The following is a 19,825-nucleotide window of genomic DNA, read 5'->3' as shown; positions in this document are numbered from 1 at the left end:
GTTTTAACAAATTACAAAAGCATTTTTGCTATAAAATTCTTAGGTGTTTACTTAGGTTCAATTTCTTGAAAAAAAAAAAGAGAAGCTGATCAAAATCAGCTTCCCCTTTAATGAAAAAATTATTTTTGTAATTTTTCACGTAAGACCATTTGTAAAATACCACCATGGCGATAGTAATCGATTTCTACTTCAGAATCGAAACGAACAACGACTTCGAATTCTTTCTTATTATCAGCTTCATCAGTTGCTGTTACTTTTAGTAGGTCATGTGGTTTAACATCTTCACCCACTTGAACATCGATGATTTCTTTTCCAGTTAAACCTAGGACTTCAGCATTTTCGCCATCTTTAAATTGAAGCGGAAGAACACCCATTAGTACTAGATTTGAACGGTGAATACGTTCAAAGCTTTCAGCGATAACTGTTTTGATTCCAAGTAGGTTTGTACCTTTTGCAGCCCAGTCGCGAGAAGATCCCATACCATAATCCTTACCAGCCAATACGACAAGTCCTGTTCCATCTTCTTTATACTTCATACAAGCGTCATAGATAGAAGTCACTTCACCTGTTGGCCAATAAGTAGTAAAGCCGCCTTCTGTTCCTGGTGCAATTTGGTTGCGGATACGGATATTTGCGAAAGTTCCACGCATCATGACTTCATGATTTCCACGACGAGAACCATAAGAGTTAAAATCGCGGATTTCTACACCGTTTTCGCGAAGATATTTTCCTGCTGGAGTATCTTTACCAATAGAACCTGCAGGTGAGATATGGTCAGTTGTTACAGAATCTCCAAACTTTCCAACGACACGTAACCCTGTTAATGGTTTTACTACATCTGGATCTGGTTTTAAGCCTACAAAGAATGGTGGATTTTGAATATAAGTTGATTTTTCATCAAATGTATATAATGCATCATTGCTTGTTTGAATTTGGTTCCAACGAGCGTTATCACTGAATACATTTTCATACTCTTTACGGAATAATTCTGGTGTAACGGTGCGTTGAACGACTTCCTTCACCTTAGCACTGGATGGCCAAATATCTTTAAAGAAGACATCATTGCCATCTTTATCTTGACCAATAGCATCATTTTGAAGATCAATATTCACTGTACCAGCTAATGCGTAAGACACAACTAGTGGTGGTGATGCCAAGTAGTTTGCTTTCACCAATGGATGAATACGTCCTTCAAAGTTACGGTTACCAGAAAGCACAGAAGTCACAAGTAAATCACTATCTGCGACTGCTTTTTCAATTTCTTCTTTTAATGGACCTGAGTTTCCGATACATGTCGTACAGCCGTAACCAACGACATTAAAGCCAATTTGTTCAAGATAAGGAAGTAAGCCGGAATCACGAAGATATCCAGTAACAACCTTAGATCCTGGAGCAAGAGAAGTTTTTACATATTTAGGAACTTGCAGTCCAAGTTCAACAGCTTTTTTCGCTACTAAACCCGCTGCTACTAAAACATATGGGTTAGATGTATTGGTACAGCTTGTAATAGAAGCGATCGCAATCGCACCTGTTTTCATGGTAGCTGTGTCGCTGTTATTGAACTTCACTGTTGCTTCTTTATTAATTTCAGAAGCATCAAAACCAAAGCCTTGGTTTCCTTGTGGAGCCGTAATTGCTTTATTAAATTCTTGCTTCATTTGAGACAATGGAATTAAATCTTGTGGACGTTTAGGGCCAGAAAGATTTGCTTCAATATCTGCAAGATTGATTTCAACAACTGCTGTATAAGTTGGTTCAATTGCTGGATCAAAGAATAGTCCATTTTCTTTGCAATATTGTTCTACGACTTGAACATGTTCTTCCGGACGTCCTGTTAAGCGTAAATAATCAAGTGATTCACCGTCTACCGGGAAGAAACCACAAGTTGCGCCATATTCAGGAGCCATATTTGCTACTGTAGCACGGTCAGCTAATGGTAGAGTTGCAACCCCAGGGCCAAAGAATTCAACAAATTTGCCGACAACACCTTGTTGTCGTAAAACTTGTGTAACTTTTAAGGCAAGGTCGGTAGCTGTTGCACCATCTGGTAGCTCCCCTGTTAATTTAACACCAACAACTTCTGGTACAGGGAAATAAGAAGGTTGACCAAGCATCCCTGCTTCTGCTTCAATACCTCCAACACCCCAACCAAGAACACCAATACCATTGATCATCGTTGTATGTGAATCTGTACCCACTAAAGAATCTGGGAAGGCTTCATATTCACCGTTTTCTGTTTCAACTGCATGAACCACACTCGCTAAATATTCAAGGTTAACTTGGTGAACAATCCCTGTTGCAGGTGGAACAGCGCGATAGTTATTAAATGCTTTTTGAGCCCAGCTTAAGAATTGATAACGTTCTGCATTACGTTCAAATTCAAGATCCATATTAGCTGCTAATGCATCTTGTGAACCGTATCTGTCAACTTGAACAGAGTGGTCAATGACTAAATCAACTGGTTTTTCTGGGTTGATCTTGTCAGGATTTCCACCCATATCAGCCATCGCTTTCCTGAGTGAAGCTAAATCAACAACTGCTGGAACCCCAGTGAAATCTTGAAGAATAACGCGGGATGGTTTAAATGGAACATCCACGTCCTTTACTTCATTCGTACCCCATTTTGCTAAATTTTCCACATGTTCTTTTTTAATGACACGACCATCTAATTGACGAAGAACAGACTCTAGTAAAACTTTGATAGAGTATGGCAATCTAGAAATCTTACCAATACCAGCTTCTTCAAGAGCAGCTAAATTGTAAAAATGATAGCGTTTCCCGTTAAGTTCAAAGGATTTACGTGCATTAAAAACGTCTGTGTTGTTTGACATACGTATTACCCCCCTATTACGTAATCATATACCGAAATAAGAAAATTTGTCGAAAAGTTCGAATCTTTCCCCCATCCAAACTTTTCTCTCAATTCCTATCTTAATACATGGAGTGATATAAGTAAATAACGAGAAAGTTATTAAATTTTATAAGTATTTCTTATCAAAGGTATAGATTATAGGACTTATTTTCTTATAACCTCAGAATTTTCCACGTCAATATTATCCATTTTCCCCAATATTACAACAGAATTTTCCCCCTCATTGGACCCGTTACTATTTTAGAAAACAATCCAAATCAGGTTTGAAAAGTAATTTTTTAGAAAAAGGCACATGATATTTTTTTTATGGAAAAAACTATAAAAGAAAAAATGAGAATGGAGGTGATATTGTGGCAAAACGAAAAGCAAGTCATATTATTCCTAATATGAATGCTGCCAGTGGGCAAGGAAAAGGGGCAGGCTACAATGAAGAATTTGCTAATGAGCCATTAACTGCTCGTGAAAAACAAAATAACAAGAAAAAGAAGAAAAACCAATAAAATTTAGCGGCTAATGATGTGTTAGCCGCTTTTCTTGATTCATTTATTCAATAGTTTGGTTAACTTCATCAACGATGGAACGTAAATCCTGTTGAAATTGCACAAGCTGTGCACGTTGATGCTCAGAAGCGACCTCTAGAGCATTTTCAATTTGTTCATAAGCCTCATTTACTTCTTTATGCAAATGCTTTAATTGATGTCCATAACTTGCACTATCACGAACAATTTCATGATAAAGCTCTTGAGCATCATTCACTCCCTGCTGTGCTGCTTGAAATGCTTGTTGCTTGTTTTTATGATATGGCATAGATTCCACTCCTTGATTTTATCATGCTATATGGCGTTTATTTTGCAATTTAAGTAAAAGTAAATTTACAGCGAACCATATAACTCTCTATGTGAGGTTAAATTGTCCAGAGATGAAGAAAAATATTCCGAATAAAATCATTTATTTCTCCCATCCTAAGACCAAGGAGGGGTAGCTATGAATAAAAATGACAGCAAGGATATGCGTAAAAATGCTCCAAAAGGAAATAACCCTGGGCAGCCTGAGCCATTAAGCGGCTCCCATAAGGTAAAAAATCGCAACCATACAAGACAAAAGCATAATTCACATCATGATATGTAATGAAAAATCAATCAGACAAGATTTTTGAAATGAAAGCTGACCATTTTAAAATGGAATCAGCTTTCTCTATTCTACTTAATATAAAAAATCAGCTCCCCAAATTTACTTGAAAGGCAAATTCACCCTCACATCTAACAAAACTCCGAATACATATATATATGTGCAGAATCTTTGAAAAGAGAGAATTTTAGTTGGAGGCATTTTGTGATGTCTAATCAAGAAGAATCATTTGATAGTCTTGCATTAGAAAAATGGTTGGAAAGCTATTTTCTTGATCCATTAACGAGTTTTCTAGATCATTATACGTTCCGTATTGATATTTTTGAAACTGCTGAGGAGTATATATTAGAAGCACTATTAATCGATTTTGAACTAACATCCATTTCCATATATATAGATCAATGCCAAATATCTATCTCCGTTATTCATCAAGGAAAAACAACCTCAAGAAGTGTGAAATTCCCAATTCTTATTAATAAACAAGTGGTAAGTGCCTCGTTTTCCAAGGGAATTTTAGAAATTTCTATTTCTAAAAAGAAAACGCTCCCGATATGCAAGAATCGGTTTGTGAAAGTTATTTTTGATAAATAAGTAGGTAACATAATAATATTATGGTAACTTAAATGAAAATAATCCACTATCATATAAAAGAAAGATTTGATGATAAACTTTACCCTATGTACACTTATAGAATCCTTCCTATTTTTTCAGGGACAAATCCTTCATCATGCCCCTGAAAAAATACATCTATGGTGATTATAAGCTTTTATTTTGATTTTTTTTGCGCTCTTAATGCTACTTTTTCAAGTCCATTCTCTCCGGCAAATTCGACATCTCTTTTCGGTAGGGAATTTTGATTCTTAAATTGATGATTTTTATTTTTCATTCTCTCACCTCCGATAAAATTGATTTATTTTATAAATGCCTAAGCTGCAATAACATTGTTGGCATCTACTTTTTTATTTTGCTTCCTTTTTATCAAATCATTATCAAGATTTTCAGGTAATTTATAAAGTGAAACTTCCATCAGTGGGGGTTTTTATTCATCCCCCACTGATGGTTAGTTGAACTAATCGGACCTTTACGGACAGTTGATCTCCCACTTATCTTCTTCGTATTCTCAGAATCTTGAAGTGGGAGTCTTACTGTCCGTTAAGAGTGGGATAAACAAAAATGGCGTTAAACCATTTATGATTGAACGCCAAGACTTTACTCCTTGATTCAAAAATTATACTGCACCTTCAAACTTTCTAAGCATCTCCCTCGTCATTTTTGCCAAATCATACTTGGTTTGAAACCCCCATTCCTCTCTTGCCGCCAATGAGTCAATCGAATCGGGCCAGCTTTCAGCAATTCGCTGACGAGTGTAGTCTACCTCATACTTCAAATCAAAATTGGGTATATATCGGCGGATTTCTTTCGCTATATCTTCAGGTTCAATACTCATTGCACTGACGTTAAAAGAATTCCGGTGCTTCAGCTTTGAAGGATCTGCCTCCATTAAATCCATAATTGCCTGGATTGCATCTGGCATATACATCATATCCAGATAGGTGCCTTTTGCAATGTAACAAGTATATTTGCCCTTTTTTACTGCTTGCTCATACATTTCAACTGCATAGTCTGTAGTTCCACCACCTGGAGGGATCAAATAGGAGATCAGTCCAGGGAATCGCAAGCCTCTTGTATCCACCCCATATTTGTAAAAATAATAATCCGATAATAATTCTCCTGCTACCTTATTAATTCCGTACATCGTGGTTGGTCGTTGAATCGTATCTTGTGGTGCCTTTCTTTTCGGGGTGTTCGGCCCAAAGGCTCCAATCGAGCTGGGAGTAAAAAATTGGATTTGCAGCTCCCGAGCTGTTTCCAGAGCATTTAATAACCCTCCCATATTTAATTGCCAAGCAGATAAAGGATTTTCCTCGGCAGTTGCGGATAAAAGGGAGGCGAGATGAATAATGACATCCACTTGATATTTTTTGGCTAATTCATACATTCTCCTTCCGTCCATCACATCCAGTATTTCAAATGGGCCCGATTGCTCCACTTCCAAGGAAGATTTGCGAATATCGGTTGCCACAACAAAGTTATTCCCATATAACTCTCTTAGCTTAATAGTTAATTCAGAGCCTATTTGTCCAAGTGCACCAGTAATAATGATCTTTTTCATCTTCATCCCCCACTCCAGAGGTGAAAAAGGATTCTTCGCAATTCGATCCTCTCCCCATAAAACTGGTTTTACTTATAGATATTAAGAGGAGTGGCTAAATGACCCTTAATTCTTTTCCTACTTTTTCATAAATTGATAATGCCTCATTCAACATTTCCTGACTATGGGCTGCAGTTGGCATATTACGCACTCTTCCCGTTCCCTTTGGAACCGTTGGAAACACAATCGCCTTTGCATAAACTCCTTCTTCCATTAAACGATGGCTAAATCTCTGTGTCACAACTTCATCCCCGATGATACAAGGAGTAATAGGAGTTTCACTCTTCCCCGTATTATAGCCTAGTGCCTTTAATCCTGATTTTAAATAATGGGCGTTTTCCCATAAACGATCATTTAACTCTGAACTTTCCATTAAGATTTCAATTGCTTTGATGCATGCGGCCACATCCCCCGGAGTTAAAGCGGTTGAAAATAAAAATGGCCGGCTTCTCACCTTTAGCCAATCAATGAGCTCCTGTCTCCCTGCCACATAACCTCCAACCACCCCAATGGCTTTGGATAACGTTCCAATTTGATAATCGATTTTTTCCGAAAGGCCAAAATGCTTGACTGTCCCTGCTCCTTTTCCTAGTACTCCCGAACCGTGAGCATCATCGACATACGTAATCAATTCAAATTCCTCTGCAATCCGAACGATGTCAGGAAGCTTAGCGATATCCCCATCCATTGAAAAAACCCCATCTGTAATGACCATAACCTTTTTATACTTACCTGACTTTGTTGCTTCCTTTGCCTTTTCCCATAAATCAGCCATATCAGAATGGAGATAGCGAATGATTTTTGCTTTAGAGAGGCGACAGCCATCAATAATCGATGCATGATTTAATTCGTCCGATAATATCGCATCATTTTCATCCATCACAGCTGAAATCGCTGCCATATTACAATTTAATCCCGATTGATAGGCGATGGCCGCTTCCGTATGCTTAAATGCTGCCAATTTCTCTTCTAATCGAAGATGAAGCTGTAAAGTTCCGTTGATCGTGCGGACAGCTCCTGCCCCGACTCCATATTGCTCTATTGCTGTAATGGCTGCCTTTTTTAAACTTTGATTGGTTGTTAATCCTAAATAATTATTAGAGGAAAGATTAATCAATGTTTTTCCCTGAATCATAATTACAGGTCCATTCGGACTCTCCAGTGGATCAATGACATTATATAAACCTTTTGTTTTTAAAGCTGTTAAATGTTCATTTAGATACTGAGATAAGACTTTACTAGACATATTGGATTCCTCCGTATTTATCTTTTTGATTTATTTGAATATTCCCGCCGTTTATCAGATATTTCTTCCCCTTTTTATAGAATTATACTAAACTGAGTTTACTAGAATTTTACATAGAGGAGGAAATGCCTTGAGACAAGAAACATTGGAGTGGAACAGTGAATTGGAAATCAATCGATTTTTAGCAAAAACAAAAACGGGTTATCTCGGATTAGTAGATGGAGAAGAGCCATATGTGATCCCACTAAATTTTGTATGGCATCATAATACCATTTATTTTCACGGTGCCTCAGAAGGAAGAAAAATGGACGTTCTAAAGAAAAATAATCATGCATGCTTTACGGTAAGTTTAGATTTGGGAACGATGACGAATCCTGTCCCTGCCAAAACAGATACTGCTTATCACAGTGTCCTGATTTTTGGTCAAGTCGAACAAATCGATAATCTCGACGAGGCTACAGCAGCGATGCAGCTGCTTCTCGATAAATACGTACCAGGATATTATCAGCAGCCACTTGCCAAAACTCATATTGAGAAATACCGTTCCCCTCTGGGAAGTGAAACAAAGATTTTAAAAATTCCTTGCAAAAAATTAACTGCCAAAAAAAATGAGCTAAATCCAGCCATTGAGTTTTATCATGGAAGAACGGTTTCAAATGATTAAAGTCTTGGATTCTCTCGAACACTAAGTTCGTTGTCATTATTTCCTTATCCTTGTCAACGAAAACCATCTAGTTTTCTTAGAGAAATTCTTGTATGATAAGAAAATGAGATTTCCTAAACAAAGTGAGGAATAAATGAATGAGCTTATTAACTGTAGAAAAATTGAGTCATACCTTTGGAGACCGTGTTCTCTTTAAGGATGTTTCTTTTCGCTTACTGGCAGAAGATCATGTCGGTTTAGTTGGTGCCAATGGCGTTGGTAAATCGACATTAATGAATATTATTACCAATCAATTAATCCATGATCATGGGAAAGTCGAATGGACTCCGAGCGTTCAGTATGGATATTTAGATCAGCATACCGTCCTAACCCCTGGAAAAACGATCCGCGATGTCTTAAAAGATGCCTTTCTTCCCCTTTTTGAACAAGAAGCGGCCCTTAACGAGGTGACCTCCAAAATGGCCGAGGCAACACCTGATGAGTTAGAAGAACTTCTTGAAGAAATGGGGAAGATTCAGGATCGCCTTGATGCAGGCGGCTTTTATTCTATCGATATGAAGGTCGAAGAAGCTGCAAGAGGTCTTGGCTTGGATGCGATTGGTTTAGATCGCGACGTTGCCGCATTAAGTGGCGGACAGCGCACAAAAGTATTACTTGCCAAACTGTTACTAGAAAAGCCAGAGGTTCTCCTATTAGACGAGCCCACCAACTATTTGGACGTGGAACATATTCGTTGGCTAACTGGATATTTAAAAGACTATCCATACGCCTTCCTATTAATATCCCATGATACAGAGTTCATGAATGCTGTATCGAATACCATTTTTCATTTAGAATTCTCAAAGCTTACCCGCTACACAGCCAGCTATGAAAAATTTCTTGAGCTCGCTGAAATCAATAAGAATCAGCATATTCAAGCATATGAAAAACAAAAAGAATTTATTAAAAAGCAAGAAGATTTTATCGCAAAAAATAAAGCTCGCTACTCTACAACTGGACGTGCGAAAAGCCGGCAAAAGCAATTGGACCGCTTAGAACGAATTGACCGTCCAGAAACCGCGATGAAGCCTACGTTTGAATTTAAAGAGGCACGCGGCAGCTCGCGTTATGTCTTCGAGGGCACCGATTTTGAAATTGGCTATGATCATCCACTATTGCCTAAAATGTCAATGACCATCGAACGCGGAGATAAGATTGCTGTTGTTGGTTGTAATGGCGTAGGGAAATCCACTTTATTAAAAACCATGCTTGGAAAAATTCAACCATTAAACGGAAAAATCGAGCGAGGAGACTTCCTCTACCCTTCTTATTTTGAACAAGAAGTCAAAGCAGGCAATATTACACCAATCGATGATGTGTGGAATGATTTTCCATCCCTTGATCAGCATCAAGTTCGGGCTGCACTTGCTCGCTGTGGCTTGAAAAACGAGCATATTTCTCGACCGCTCAATCAATTAAGTGGTGGAGAACAGGCAAAAGTGCGCCTCTGCAAGCTATTAATGAATGAAAGCAACTGGCTCCTGTTCGATGAACCAACCAACCATCTAGATGTCATTGCCAAAGAAGAATTAAAGCGAGCACTTAAAGCCTATAAGGGAACCGTGGTCCTTGTTTGCCACGAGCCCGATTTTTATGAGGACTGGGTGACAAAGGTTTGGAATGTTGAAGAATGGGCTCTTATGGCCAATCAATAATAAAAATCTCCCTTAACAGCTTCCCGATTGGGAAGCTGTTTTTATTTTTCTTGTTTACGAAAAGATGTGTATTTTTCCATAGGTTGACAAACAATACCATTACAGAACAAATGTGGAGGGTCACCTATGAAAAGGCATATTTATTCTCTGATTATCTCTTCCCTATTATTTTCTTTTTTCTCTACACATGTCCTCGCTGCCATAACAGAACAAGAGGCGAACGAAGTCCTTGCAGAAAAAGGCTGGGATCAGGAAAAGTTCCAGCAATTTCTACATTACTATGAATTAACCTTAAATGATTTTGATTCAAAAGAGGATTTAAGCACCATGATTGGAACACCAATAACTGAAGAGAGCTTGAATCGCCTCTTAGCTGATTATGGCTTAGCGAGAAAAGATTTAGATGAATTATTAGGGGAATTCGGGATGACGATTGAGGATCACTGGTCCATTGAAGAGCTGGATGCTTCCATTGAGTTTTACATCAATAATCAGGAAAATATTGACGAATTAGAGGACTTTATTGAAGCAATAGGAGTTACCGAAGAAGAAAGCAACAAATTATTTAAGCATTTTGAAGATCTGGATCAAACAGAATTAGAAGAAAAAATGGAAAAAATAAGTGCAAGACTGGATTCCTTGCTCATGCTTGATCCGGAAGCAGAGCTAACAGATGCCCAGCTCAATGAAGTGGTTTCAATTTGGAAAGATGTGATGAATATAATTAACATCTATCCAAAATTCTATCTTGTCGATGGGAATACCAAGAAAGCAGTGAATTTTCGTACACTTGCTTCAATGAATGAATTTCCAAGTGATGCCTTATTAATTGCTCTCTACAACGAAAATAACGAAATGCTTTTAGACATGCAAGTATCGAAGGAAATGCTCTCTAATGATTTTGTGATTAATGCAGCGGACAAACTAACAGGCATTGGGGAACTAGCTGGACAATTAACAGAACTTAGACATGAAACGCTTCCAGATACAGCATCACCTTATGGCTTGAACATTTTAATAGGAATCATACTGATTCTAATGGGCATTGGATTTGTATATTGGAGAAAAATCCGGATGAAAAAACAACTATGTTAAAACAATATTTAAATAAGTTTGGGCCTTACCTCATCATCGGGATAGGCCTTGTCCTTTTCTCAATCAATAGTATGGCTTATATCCAAAGCTATTTAGCAATTGAGAAAAAAACTCCAATTCTGCATCACAAGAGCAATTGGAATTTACATTTAGACAATCTGCAAAAACTAAAGCATACTATATCAAAATGGCACAAAAAAGGAGAAAAAATCGGAGAGTTAGCGATTCCTAAATTAAAGGAAACATATCCAATCTTGGAGGGTACCTCAAGTGATATTTTAAAAAAAGCGGTGGGACATTACACTCGCAGTGCCCTTCCAGGTGAATCCAATAATTCTGTCCTTTCAGCCCATCGTGATACGTTCTTTCGTGGACTGGAGAAATTAAAAAAGGAAGATGTAATCCTTGTCAACTCAAACGGAGGAACCTTCCGTTATAAAATCAAGAAAATCCGAATCGTTGATGCCCAGGACCAAACTGTTATTACGCCTAAACCAAAGGCAATATTAACTTTAACCACCTGTTACCCATTTTATTTTATTGGGAATGCTCCCAAACGATATATTGTCGTTGCTGAGTTAATTTCATTTCAGTAGAATCCTCTAAATGATGCAATGAAAAATGAGAGGTCTCAAAATGATGAGCCCTCTCATTTTTGAATTTAGATAATCTAGTGCCGAAACACTGTGAAAAAGTATCTTAAAAGGCATGAAGAAAACGATCATAAACTTCATTAGAATAGCTCAGCACTCCAAAAAATACTTTAAATACTCTATTGCATGACGCCATATTTCCTTTTAAAATAGCTGGTCCCAATTTTTTGGACTTCGAATGGGATAAACGAACCTCGATTTTAACAAATTTTGCGAAAAATTACGACAACAGAGCCCGGTCACTAGCCATTTGCGTACCACGAATTCGTTGGAATTCATTTAGAAGTGCATCAATTGTAAGCTCCTGTTTCTCCGCTTCATCCACCTCTAAAATAATCTGACCTTTATCCATCATAATTAAGCGATTTCCTAAATCTAATGCTTGCTGCATATTATGTGTAACCATTAACGTGGTTAAATGATATTTTTCCACAATTTCCTTTGTTAAATTGGTGATTAACTCTGCTCGTGATGGATCCAAAGCAGCTGTATGCTCATCAAGTAAAAGAATGGATGGTTCTGTAAAAGTGGCCATTAACAGGGATAATGCCTGTCTTTCCCCACCAGAAAGAAGTCCAACCTTCGCATTCAGACGATTTTCAAGTCCTAAATGCAAGGTTTCTAATACTTCGCGAAAATATTCTTTGCGTTTTTTCGTAACTCCTCTTTTAAGCGTTCGCGATTTATTACGTGAATAAGCCATCGCTAAGTTTTCCTCAATGGTCATACTAGGAGCGGTTCCCGCCATCGGATCTTGGAAGACACGTCCAATTAATTTCGCTCTTTTATACTCAGAGATAGTCGTTACGTCTTTATCATCAATAATAACCTTACCGATATCTGGCGTGAGAACGCCGGAGATCATATTCATTAAGGTAGACTTTCCCGCACCATTACTGCCAATTACCGTTACAAAATCGCCTTCTTTTAATTTAAGGTTAATATTGTCCAAGGCAATTTTTTCGTCTGGTGTGCCTTCATTGAATATTTTATGAATCTGATTTAAGTGCAGCACCGGTTTCACCCTTTCTATTCGTTGATACATTATTACTTAATTTTTGCATTTCTGCTCGTCTAAGAGCCTTTCTTCTTTTATCCTTAGAAGCATCAATCATTCTTGGGAGAACAAGAGCAAGAACGACAATCGTTGCGGTAATTAATTTCATATCGCCTGGTTCTAAGAATTCCACTCTTAAAGCTAAAGCGACAACTATTCGATAAATAATGGCTCCCCCAATAACAGCAAAAGTCGTTCTCGCAATCGTTTTTGTCCCAAATAGCGCTTCACCAATGATTACTGACGCAAGTCCAATCACGATCATTCCAATTCCCATGCCAACATCAGCAAATCCACCTTGTTGGGCGATTAAAGCCCCAGAAAAAGCAACTAGGGCATTGGATAATCCAAGTCCAAGGACCGTCATGGTATTGGTATTAGCAGAAAAGCTACGAATCATTCCTTTGTTATCTCCTGTTGCTCGCAAAGCTAAGCCAATTTCAGTTTGTAAAAATAAATCTGTGAGAAATTTGATGATAAAAGTTACAACAATCATACAAATCAAAATTCCCCATGTGCGGGGAAGACTATCGCCGAGTCCAACCGAATTTAGAATTCCATTAAAGAAATCGTCGATACCGGTTTTATCCCATGCATCTCTAATCTTCGTCATAGCAGTTTCATTATTTAATAAAGGTACATTCGATTTTCCCATAATTCTTAGGTTAATAGAATACAGGGCAATCATCATTAAAATTCCCGATAACAGGGAATTGATTTTTCCGATTGTATGCAGGAGACCCGTCATACAGCCCGCAAGAAATCCGGCTACCAATGCAAGAAGTGTTGCCACAAATGGATTATATCCACTGACAATCATGGTAGAAGCAACAGCAGCTCCTGTTACAAAACTTCCATCCACGGTTAGATCCGGAAAATCTAATATTCGAAAGGTTAAATACACGCCTAAAGCCATAATGGCATAGATGATTCCTGACTCAAATGCACCAAAAATCGCTGTAAACACTTTAGAATCATTCTCCTTCTTCATCCCATTAATAATGGGGAATAAGAACCCCACTTAGAGAAAAGTGGGGATATTATTAATCTTTATCGCCTTTTTCAATATAGAAAAATGGTTCTTTCCAATTATAAGGTGAACTTACTCGCCTTCGTAAAACTCTCCAAGATCCTTCCATTCATCCTTTACCTTCACACCTTGCGCTTCTGCAGCTTTTTTATTAATGACAAGTTTCAAAGATTTAGGTAGCTCTACGTTAATCTCAGAAGGTTTTTTATTTCCTTTAAGAATATCAGCAGCCATTAGTCCGGATTGGTATCCAATATCGTAATACTCAAAACCGCTTGCTGCAACTGCGCCTTTTTTCATCGAATCTAATTCCCCTACAAATAAAGGAATCTTCTTGCTGTTCGCTACAGAAATAACAGATTCAAGGGCAGAAACAACTGTATTATCTGTTGGAATATAAATCGCATCAACACGTCCCACTAAGGATTCAGCCGCTTGCTTTACTTCAGCTGAAGTGGAGACAGATGCTTCAACAATCTTCGCCCCCTTTGGTTCCGCAATCTCTTTAACAGCCTTTACTTGAACCTCTGAATTTTGCTCTCCCGAATTATAAATTACACCAATCTTCTTAGCTCCAATTTCATCTGTGATAAAGCTGATGGTTTTTTTCGTTGCATCTGGATGATTGTCCGTTGTTCCTGTAATATTATCACCCGGCTTGTCAAATGCTTTAACAAGGCCAGCACCAATTGGGTCTGTTACAGATGTAAATACAATTGGAATGTCCTTTGTAGCATTTAAAGCTGCGACTGCACCTGGTGTGGCGTTAGCGAAAATTAAATCCACCTTGTCTCCAACAAAATTGTTCGCAATTGTTTGCGTATTATTCATATCAGCTTGGGCATTTTGTTCATCAAACTTAATATTGTCTCCTTCTTTATAGCCTTGATCCTCTAATGCCTTTTTAAATCCTTTTGTTGCAGCATCAAGTGATGGATGTTCAGCAAATTGAGAAATCCCTACCGTTACTACTTTTTTTGCTTCATCTTTTGATTGATTTGAAGCTTCTTTGCCGCCACATCCGGCAAGCAGAAGAGCAGCGCTTGCTACAATTGCTGTGAGAGCCTTTACAGGTTTTTTCATTTGAATCCCCCTACTACATAGAATAATGTTTTTCTAGCCTAGCATTTTTCATTTCTTTTCTTTCAAAAAAAGATAGTAATCAATTCCTAGTATTCTCCAATTACATCATGCCAACTAGTCGTCTTTCCTTCTTATAATATCAGTAATATTAACACTTTAAAGTGATAAAAGTCAATAATATTCAGAAAATTATTTCTAACAGAATAATGAAAAATTTAGCTATTTAGAACTATGTTTTTCTCCTCATTTCTTTTTGGACAATACCTTTCCGTTTACGTAACATCATTTATTTAATAATGAATTATTATGGTTGCTATAATAATAACTTCTTCTCTTATTCAAATCTTCAATTTAATAAAGGTTCTCCACTATTTTTCGAATGAGATTTCTTTCGTATCATATAATGTAAAGTTAAAACTTACGTTTAAGGGAGGTTGACAGATGGCCTATTACTGGGGAGTGGACTCAGATGCTAAGGTGACGAAAGATTTATATGATTGTGTCGTAAAAAAACTTGGAAAGCCAAGTTTTTGGGGAAGACATCTCGCAACGGTTCAAGAAACAACTGAGGGATTACAACTGGATGAAATCCAATTATTGCATAGAAATGGAACCAAAATTCTTCCTATATATAGTGCGTTTCGCAAAGCAACCGACTATGAATCAGGTCAAGTCGTTGCCCAAAATGCAGTTTACCATGCAAGAAGACTAAGTATTCCTAAAGGGAAAGTCGTTTTTGCTGGTATTGATAAATTCATTCAAGTTAATGATGATTGGATTCGTGGGTTTGTTGATTCGATAAACCTAAGTGGCTATAAGCCTGGAATATATCATGATCCTTTAAATGGAGCGTTTAGTAAGGCTTATTGTGAAGCAGTAGCAAAGGAAAACAAGATCGCAAATCAGGTGATTCTTTGGAGTGCGGAACCGGAACTTGGTACAACAAAAGCAAGGAATGCTCCAGATTTTAGGCCAAGAAAAGTCCCATGCAAAGGGAATGTTTGGGGTTGGCAATACGGCCGTGATTCGACTCAATGTCCCATTGATACCAACCTTGTGAATTCCCGTTTTTTTGAAGCACTTTGGTAGAATATCAAGATAAAGTGAAACTTCCATCAGTGGGGGTTTCGATGCACAGGACGTGCTAGTGCAGACGTTGTGATTGACGTCGCGCTTTTAGTCTGCCATTCATCCCCCACTGATGGTTAGTCACGCAAAGCCTGATTGATTTTTCTAAGGGCTGAAGCCCAAAGAAAAATCTTATTTCACTTATCGGACCTTTACGGACAGTTGATCTCCCACTTATCTTCTTCGTATTCTCAGAATCTTGAAGTGGGAGTCTTACTGTCCGTTAAGAGTGGGATAAAAAGCTGACTTGAAAGAAAAAGTCAGCTTTTCTTCTCATCCTCCTCTTCCTCTTCAACATAGGGATCATGCTCATAGGCAGGAAGATCACCGAAGCTTGTCATTATGCCTTCTTCATCCAATGCATCCTCATAGTTTTCATGTTGATTATTCGGATAGACTGTCACATTTTTACCATAAATATCCGTACCGACAAAATTTTCATAGTCCTCCACATAACCAATTCTTTCTTCACCCTCCGTATAGGTATCATCATAATGGTCTCTTGGAACGGCAAAATCAGAAGGCGTTTCAGAGGTTCCATAGCTTGCAACCTCTTGCCATGAATCCTCTGCATCAAACGCCACATTTTCATCTTGATAATCCATATCAAATTTTCCAAAAGGAGGCATTAATACCCCTTCTTCAATAGGGCGATCATGAGAAGTCACTTGATCAGGACTATGCTCTTTACAATAGGTCGTTGTTGGCAAAGCTTTAAGTCTTGCCAGCGGAATTTCCTTGCTGCAAACTTCACATCGGCCATATGTCCCCTTATCAATCGCTTCAAGAGCTCGGTCGATATTCAAAAGCTCCAGCTTATAATGCTGATTTAAAGCAACATCCTTTTCTCTTTCATATAATTCCGTCGCTTCATCAGCAGGATGATTATCATAACTTGAAAGCTCTCCCACTGACTCATGTGCATGACCAGAACTCAAATCAAAATGGTCATTTATTTTAAAATGCTCTTCGAGGTCTTTCTTATCCTTTTCCAACTGGGAACGGAAGGTTGATAATTGCTTCTTACTAAGCATAAATGCCACTCCCTCCTCAAATTCATAGGTTTATTGTTTACCAATTAAGGGAAACCATGAATGTTAAAAGAAGGAAATCATTCATTAAAAGAAAAGATCTATTTCCGCATAAAAGAAATAGATCCTCCGCTTAATTAATTTTCTTCAACAAAATATTCATTTTGCTTTGAGAAAAATGGACTAAACTCCCCGATAGAAAATAAATGCAACTCATGCATCGCCCTCGTACAGGCTGTATAAAATAACTTCCGCTCACTTTCTCGGTAATATTGCTGGTTTGAGGCATCATAAATAAGAACGGCGTCAAATTCAATTCCCTTTGACAAATAAGATGGAATAAAAAGTACACCCTGTTCAAAGGTAATTGTCCCTTTTTCAATGAGTCTTGCATCGACTTGTCCCTTCATTTCATCGAACGCTTCCTTGCTTTCCTTCGCTGTTTTACAGATAACTGCAATTGTTTGATGACCTCGTTTTTTATACTCTTCAATTTTTGCAAGCAGGTGTTGCTTGAGTTCACTTCTATTCTTCACCTTTTTTGCTGTTGGCAACTTCCCCTCACGATTAAAAGCCTCAATCATCTCCCCATCAAGAAGCATTCTTTTCGTCAATTCCACAATTGGACGTGTCGAACGATAGCTTTTTCTTAATTGAATTGTCTCCGTTTCCTCATTCGTAAAACTGATGTCCGAAAGAATCGATTTCTGGCCATCTGAATGGGTATAAATGGCTTGGTTCATATCCCCTAATAACGTTAATTTACTATATGGAAACATCTGTTTAATATAAGCAAACTGAAATAGAGAATAATCTTGGGCTTCATCAATAAACACATGGCGAATTCCTGAATTCGTTCTTCTTCCTTCGAGTAAATCTTGTAAATACATGAAAGGAGTTGCATCTTCATAGGATAGATGCGATTTTCTCATCGATTTAATAGTCCAATCGCAAATTGCTGTCCATTTCTTCGGTGTATAGCTTGAACCTTCTTGGCGAAATAAGTTGCGATAAATTTCCTGCAAATGAATAAATTCTAAATTCTTAACCTTTTTTACAATCCCTTTAAAATGACGATTGACAATCATTTTCGAAAGGTATCTTTCTTCTTGCTCATAGTCATCGAAAGTTGATTCCGTAAATTGTTGATTTTTTTGCAGTGCTTTATAGGATTTCAATAATTCTTCTTTTGATAAATATTGTATCTCATCCTTTACCCAATCTGCCTTTTGTTCTTTTTTGGCATGCCTTTTTAGTTCCTGTAATAGCCAATCCTTTACCATCACCATGCGGTTTGGGATCGAGTATCGTCGGTTTAAGGAATAAAAATATTTTTCAATCTCTTCTTTTGTAATGATCGTCTTCTTACGAAAGGATATTGTTTTAAAGATAAGTCCCTCTTCACTTAATTGTTTTACATATTCATCCATATGAGCCTTAAATGTGAGACTTGCCTTATAACGAATCCCCGTAACCCTTTCTTCGTACCGGAATTCCTCATCTGCTGATAAAAGATCTTCCATCTGCATAAATGGATCTTCCACTTTAAATTGTTTCCCTAGACGAGAATTAATATATTCCTGAAAGGTACCTTGTAGCATGTTTTCTTCCCCAAGCTCAGGAAGTACAGTGGCAACATAACTATTGAATAATGGATTTGGTGAAAATAACATGATGTTATCTGATTTAATTGTATTTCGATAGCGATATAGTAAGTAGGCAATTCTTTGCATCGCAGCAGAGGTTTTCCCACTACCGGCTACTCCTTGAACAAGGAGCACACGACTTTTTTCATTGCGAATAATGCGGTTTTGTTCCCTTTGAATCGTTGCGACGATACTTTTCATTTGTGTATTTGCATTATTCCCCAAGACTTCTCGTAACATTTCATCACCAATGGTTACACCAGTATCGAACAACCCCTTGATTTTCCCTTTTCGAATAATGTATTGTCTTTTTAAAGACATTTCCCCTGTTATGGTTCCGTCCATAATTTCGTATTGGGCTGGACCTGGACCGTAATCATAATACATACTAGAAATGGGAGCCCGCCAATCATAAATCAGAAAATTCTCCTCCTGTTGATCCATTAAAGAAGTAATTCCAATATATATTTTTTCCGTTTCCTTCTCATTGTCTTCCTCAAAATCAATGCGGCCAAAATAAGGGGAGCTTTGTACTCGATAAAGAGCATTTAATTTCTGCTTCATTTGGTCTTCGCTTCGTTCCCTCTCAGATAAAAGCTCTACCTGTTGTTTAATACTCGTTAACGTTTCAATGACATCATCCGGCTCATCAAAATTAACGGTTACATCATGCCAAAAGGTTTTCCGAATTTCTTGAACATCAGAACCCACCTTTTGCATATGCTTCTCTAATGCATTTATTTTGTGATTGACTTCATTTATAACAGAATCAACACGTTCTTGTTCTAATTGTTTCTCAATTTGCTCTTTATCCATAAAAATTCACTCCAAACCTATTTTTTTCGCTTGATTAATTGACAAAAGGAACATATTATGATATTGTTAATATAGGGTATTTTGGATATGCTTATTTTTAAAATATAATATGACACCGCTCTTCAGTCTAGCATGGAAATGCTAAGATTGCAAGAGCGGTTTTTATGTTGGAGATTAATGAAAAAGGCTGTTATAAAACGCAGTTTTTTAAGAATGTTGTTTTTTGAATGCTTTTCACTTGCGTTATTGAGGCTTCCTTACCATTTATAAAGAGGGGCGTTCAGGAATATTCGCGAAAATTGATTTTTATTCGCGATAATCCAAGATTTCTTCGCGACTTTTTGATGACGTAAAATAGTTTGTGTAAGAAAAATCATAGACAAAAAAAAGAAGACAAAGTACTCTCGGTTTGTCCAGAACCTTAATGAGAGGAGACTTTGTCTTATGTCTAACACTAATATACCTCAATT

17 protein-coding genes are annotated in these 19,825 nt (G+C 37.5%); 8 read left to right on the top strand and 9 right to left on the bottom strand.

Annotation, left to right across the window (positions count from 1 at the left end; all coding sequences use genetic code 11):
* Window positions 1-119: 119 nt before the first annotated feature.
* Window positions 120-2,831, bottom strand: coding sequence for an aconitate hydratase AcnA (gene acnA, locus ACE38V_RS13265; RefSeq protein WP_375841829.1), 2,712 nt, complete (start codon window positions 2,829-2,831; stop codon window positions 120-122).
* Between the two features lie 391 nt (window positions 2,832-3,222).
* On the opposite strand from acnA, the gene sspO reads away from it, so the two are divergent.
* Window positions 3,223-3,372: a small acid-soluble spore protein O gene (gene sspO, locus ACE38V_RS13260; RefSeq protein WP_375841827.1), complete on the top strand. Its 150-nt coding sequence runs from the start codon at window positions 3,223-3,225 to the stop codon at window positions 3,370-3,372.
* Between the two features lie 43 nt (window positions 3,373-3,415).
* Here sspO and ACE38V_RS13255 read toward each other — a convergent pair whose 3' ends face one another.
* Window positions 3,416-3,679, bottom strand: coding sequence for a hypothetical protein (locus ACE38V_RS13255; RefSeq protein ID WP_375841825.1), 264 nt, complete (start codon window positions 3,677-3,679; stop codon window positions 3,416-3,418).
* A 177-nt stretch (window positions 3,680-3,856) separates the two neighbouring features.
* Here ACE38V_RS13255 and ACE38V_RS13250 point away from each other — a divergent pair, with 177 nt between their 5' ends.
* Both ACE38V_RS13250 and ACE38V_RS13245 read left to right on the top strand, forming a co-directional pair.
* Window positions 3,857-4,000: a small acid-soluble spore protein P gene (locus tag ACE38V_RS13250; protein WP_375841823.1), complete on the top strand. Its 144-nt coding sequence runs from the start codon at window positions 3,857-3,859 to the stop codon at window positions 3,998-4,000.
* A 207-nt stretch (window positions 4,001-4,207) separates the two neighbouring features.
* A complete protein-coding gene (locus ACE38V_RS13245) occupies window positions 4,208-4,591 on the top strand; it encodes an Hsp20/alpha crystallin family protein (protein WP_375841821.1) in 384 nt (127 codons plus the stop codon).
* A 637-nt stretch (window positions 4,592-5,228) separates the two neighbouring features.
* Here ACE38V_RS13245 and ACE38V_RS13240 read toward each other — a convergent pair.
* Window positions 5,229-6,173 (bottom strand): NAD-dependent epimerase/dehydratase family protein, encoded by a 945-nt coding sequence (locus ACE38V_RS13240; protein WP_375841819.1) that lies wholly within the window; start codon window positions 6,171-6,173, stop codon window positions 5,229-5,231.
* 94 nt (window positions 6,174-6,267) lie between these two features.
* Window positions 6,268-7,458 (bottom strand): glycine C-acetyltransferase, encoded by a 1,191-nt coding sequence (locus tag ACE38V_RS13235; protein WP_375841817.1) that lies wholly within the window; start codon window positions 7,456-7,458, stop codon window positions 6,268-6,270.
* A gap of 130 nt (window positions 7,459-7,588) precedes the next feature.
* On the opposite strand from ACE38V_RS13235, the gene ACE38V_RS13230 reads away from it, so the two are divergent.
* The 4 genes from ACE38V_RS13230 (at window position 7,589) to ACE38V_RS13215 (ending at window position 11,507) form a co-directional block, all read left to right on the top strand.
* On the top strand, window positions 7,589-8,122 hold the full coding sequence (locus tag ACE38V_RS13230) for a pyridoxamine 5'-phosphate oxidase family protein (RefSeq protein ID WP_375841815.1): 534 nt from the start codon (window positions 7,589-7,591) through the stop codon (window positions 8,120-8,122).
* A 137-nt stretch (window positions 8,123-8,259) separates the two neighbouring features.
* Entirely contained in the window at window positions 8,260-9,816 is a 1,557-nt protein-coding gene (locus tag ACE38V_RS13225) for an ABC-F family ATP-binding cassette domain-containing protein (RefSeq protein ID WP_375841814.1), read from the top strand.
* A 126-nt stretch (window positions 9,817-9,942) separates the two neighbouring features.
* The gene (locus ACE38V_RS13220) at window positions 9,943-10,911 is read left to right on the top strand and encodes a processed acidic surface protein (RefSeq protein ID WP_375841812.1); all 969 of its coding nucleotides are present in this window, start codon (window positions 9,943-9,945) and stop codon (window positions 10,909-10,911) included.
* Window positions 10,905-11,507 carry a class D sortase gene (locus ACE38V_RS13215; protein WP_375841810.1) on the top strand — a complete coding sequence of 201 codons (603 nt, stop codon included), beginning with the start codon at window positions 10,905-10,907 and terminating at the stop codon, window positions 11,505-11,507. Before ACE38V_RS13220 ends, ACE38V_RS13215 begins: the two co-directional genes overlap by 7 nt.
* 277 nt (window positions 11,508-11,784) lie before the next feature.
* Here ACE38V_RS13215 and ACE38V_RS13210 read toward each other — a convergent pair whose 3' ends face one another.
* From ACE38V_RS13210 to ACE38V_RS13200, 3 genes are all read right to left on the bottom strand, one after another.
* On the bottom strand, window positions 11,785-12,579 hold the full coding sequence (locus ACE38V_RS13210) for an ABC transporter ATP-binding protein (RefSeq protein WP_375841808.1): 795 nt from the start codon (window positions 12,577-12,579) through the stop codon (window positions 11,785-11,787).
* Window positions 12,554-13,588, bottom strand: a complete 1,035-nt coding sequence (locus ACE38V_RS13205) for an ABC transporter permease (protein ID WP_375841807.1) — start codon at window positions 13,586-13,588, stop codon at window positions 12,554-12,556. The genes ACE38V_RS13210 and ACE38V_RS13205 overlap by 26 nt, the downstream gene beginning before the upstream one ends.
* Before the next feature lie 135 nt (window positions 13,589-13,723).
* On the bottom strand, window positions 13,724-14,734 hold the full coding sequence (locus tag ACE38V_RS13200; RefSeq protein ID WP_375841805.1) for an ABC transporter substrate-binding protein: 1,011 nt from the start codon (window positions 14,732-14,734) through the stop codon (window positions 13,724-13,726).
* A gap of 441 nt (window positions 14,735-15,175) precedes the next feature.
* Here ACE38V_RS13200 and ACE38V_RS13195 point away from each other — a divergent pair, with 441 nt between their 5' ends.
* Window positions 15,176-15,823 (top strand): glycoside hydrolase domain-containing protein, encoded by a 648-nt coding sequence (locus ACE38V_RS13195; protein WP_375841804.1) that lies wholly within the window; start codon window positions 15,176-15,178, stop codon window positions 15,821-15,823.
* Between the two features lie 299 nt (window positions 15,824-16,122).
* Here the strand turns inward: ACE38V_RS13195 and ACE38V_RS13190 are convergent, their stop codons facing one another.
* A complete protein-coding gene (locus ACE38V_RS13190) occupies window positions 16,123-16,896 on the bottom strand; it encodes a TraR/DksA C4-type zinc finger protein (protein ID WP_375841802.1) in 774 nt (257 codons plus the stop codon).
* A gap of 134 nt (window positions 16,897-17,030) precedes the next feature.
* Entirely contained in the window at window positions 17,031-19,355 is a 2,325-nt protein-coding gene (helD, locus tag ACE38V_RS13185; protein WP_375841800.1) for an RNA polymerase recycling motor HelD, read from the bottom strand.
* Between the last annotated feature and the right edge of the window lie 470 nt (window positions 19,356-19,825).

The sequence above is a fragment of the Cytobacillus sp. Hz8 genome (assembly GCF_042263505.1).
In the GTDB taxonomy this organism is placed as follows: Bacteria; Bacillota; Bacilli; order Bacillales; family Cytobacillaceae; genus Bacillus_BE.
Note: the sequence above shows the minus strand (reverse complement) of the source record. Positions and strands in the feature narration are given on the sequence as shown.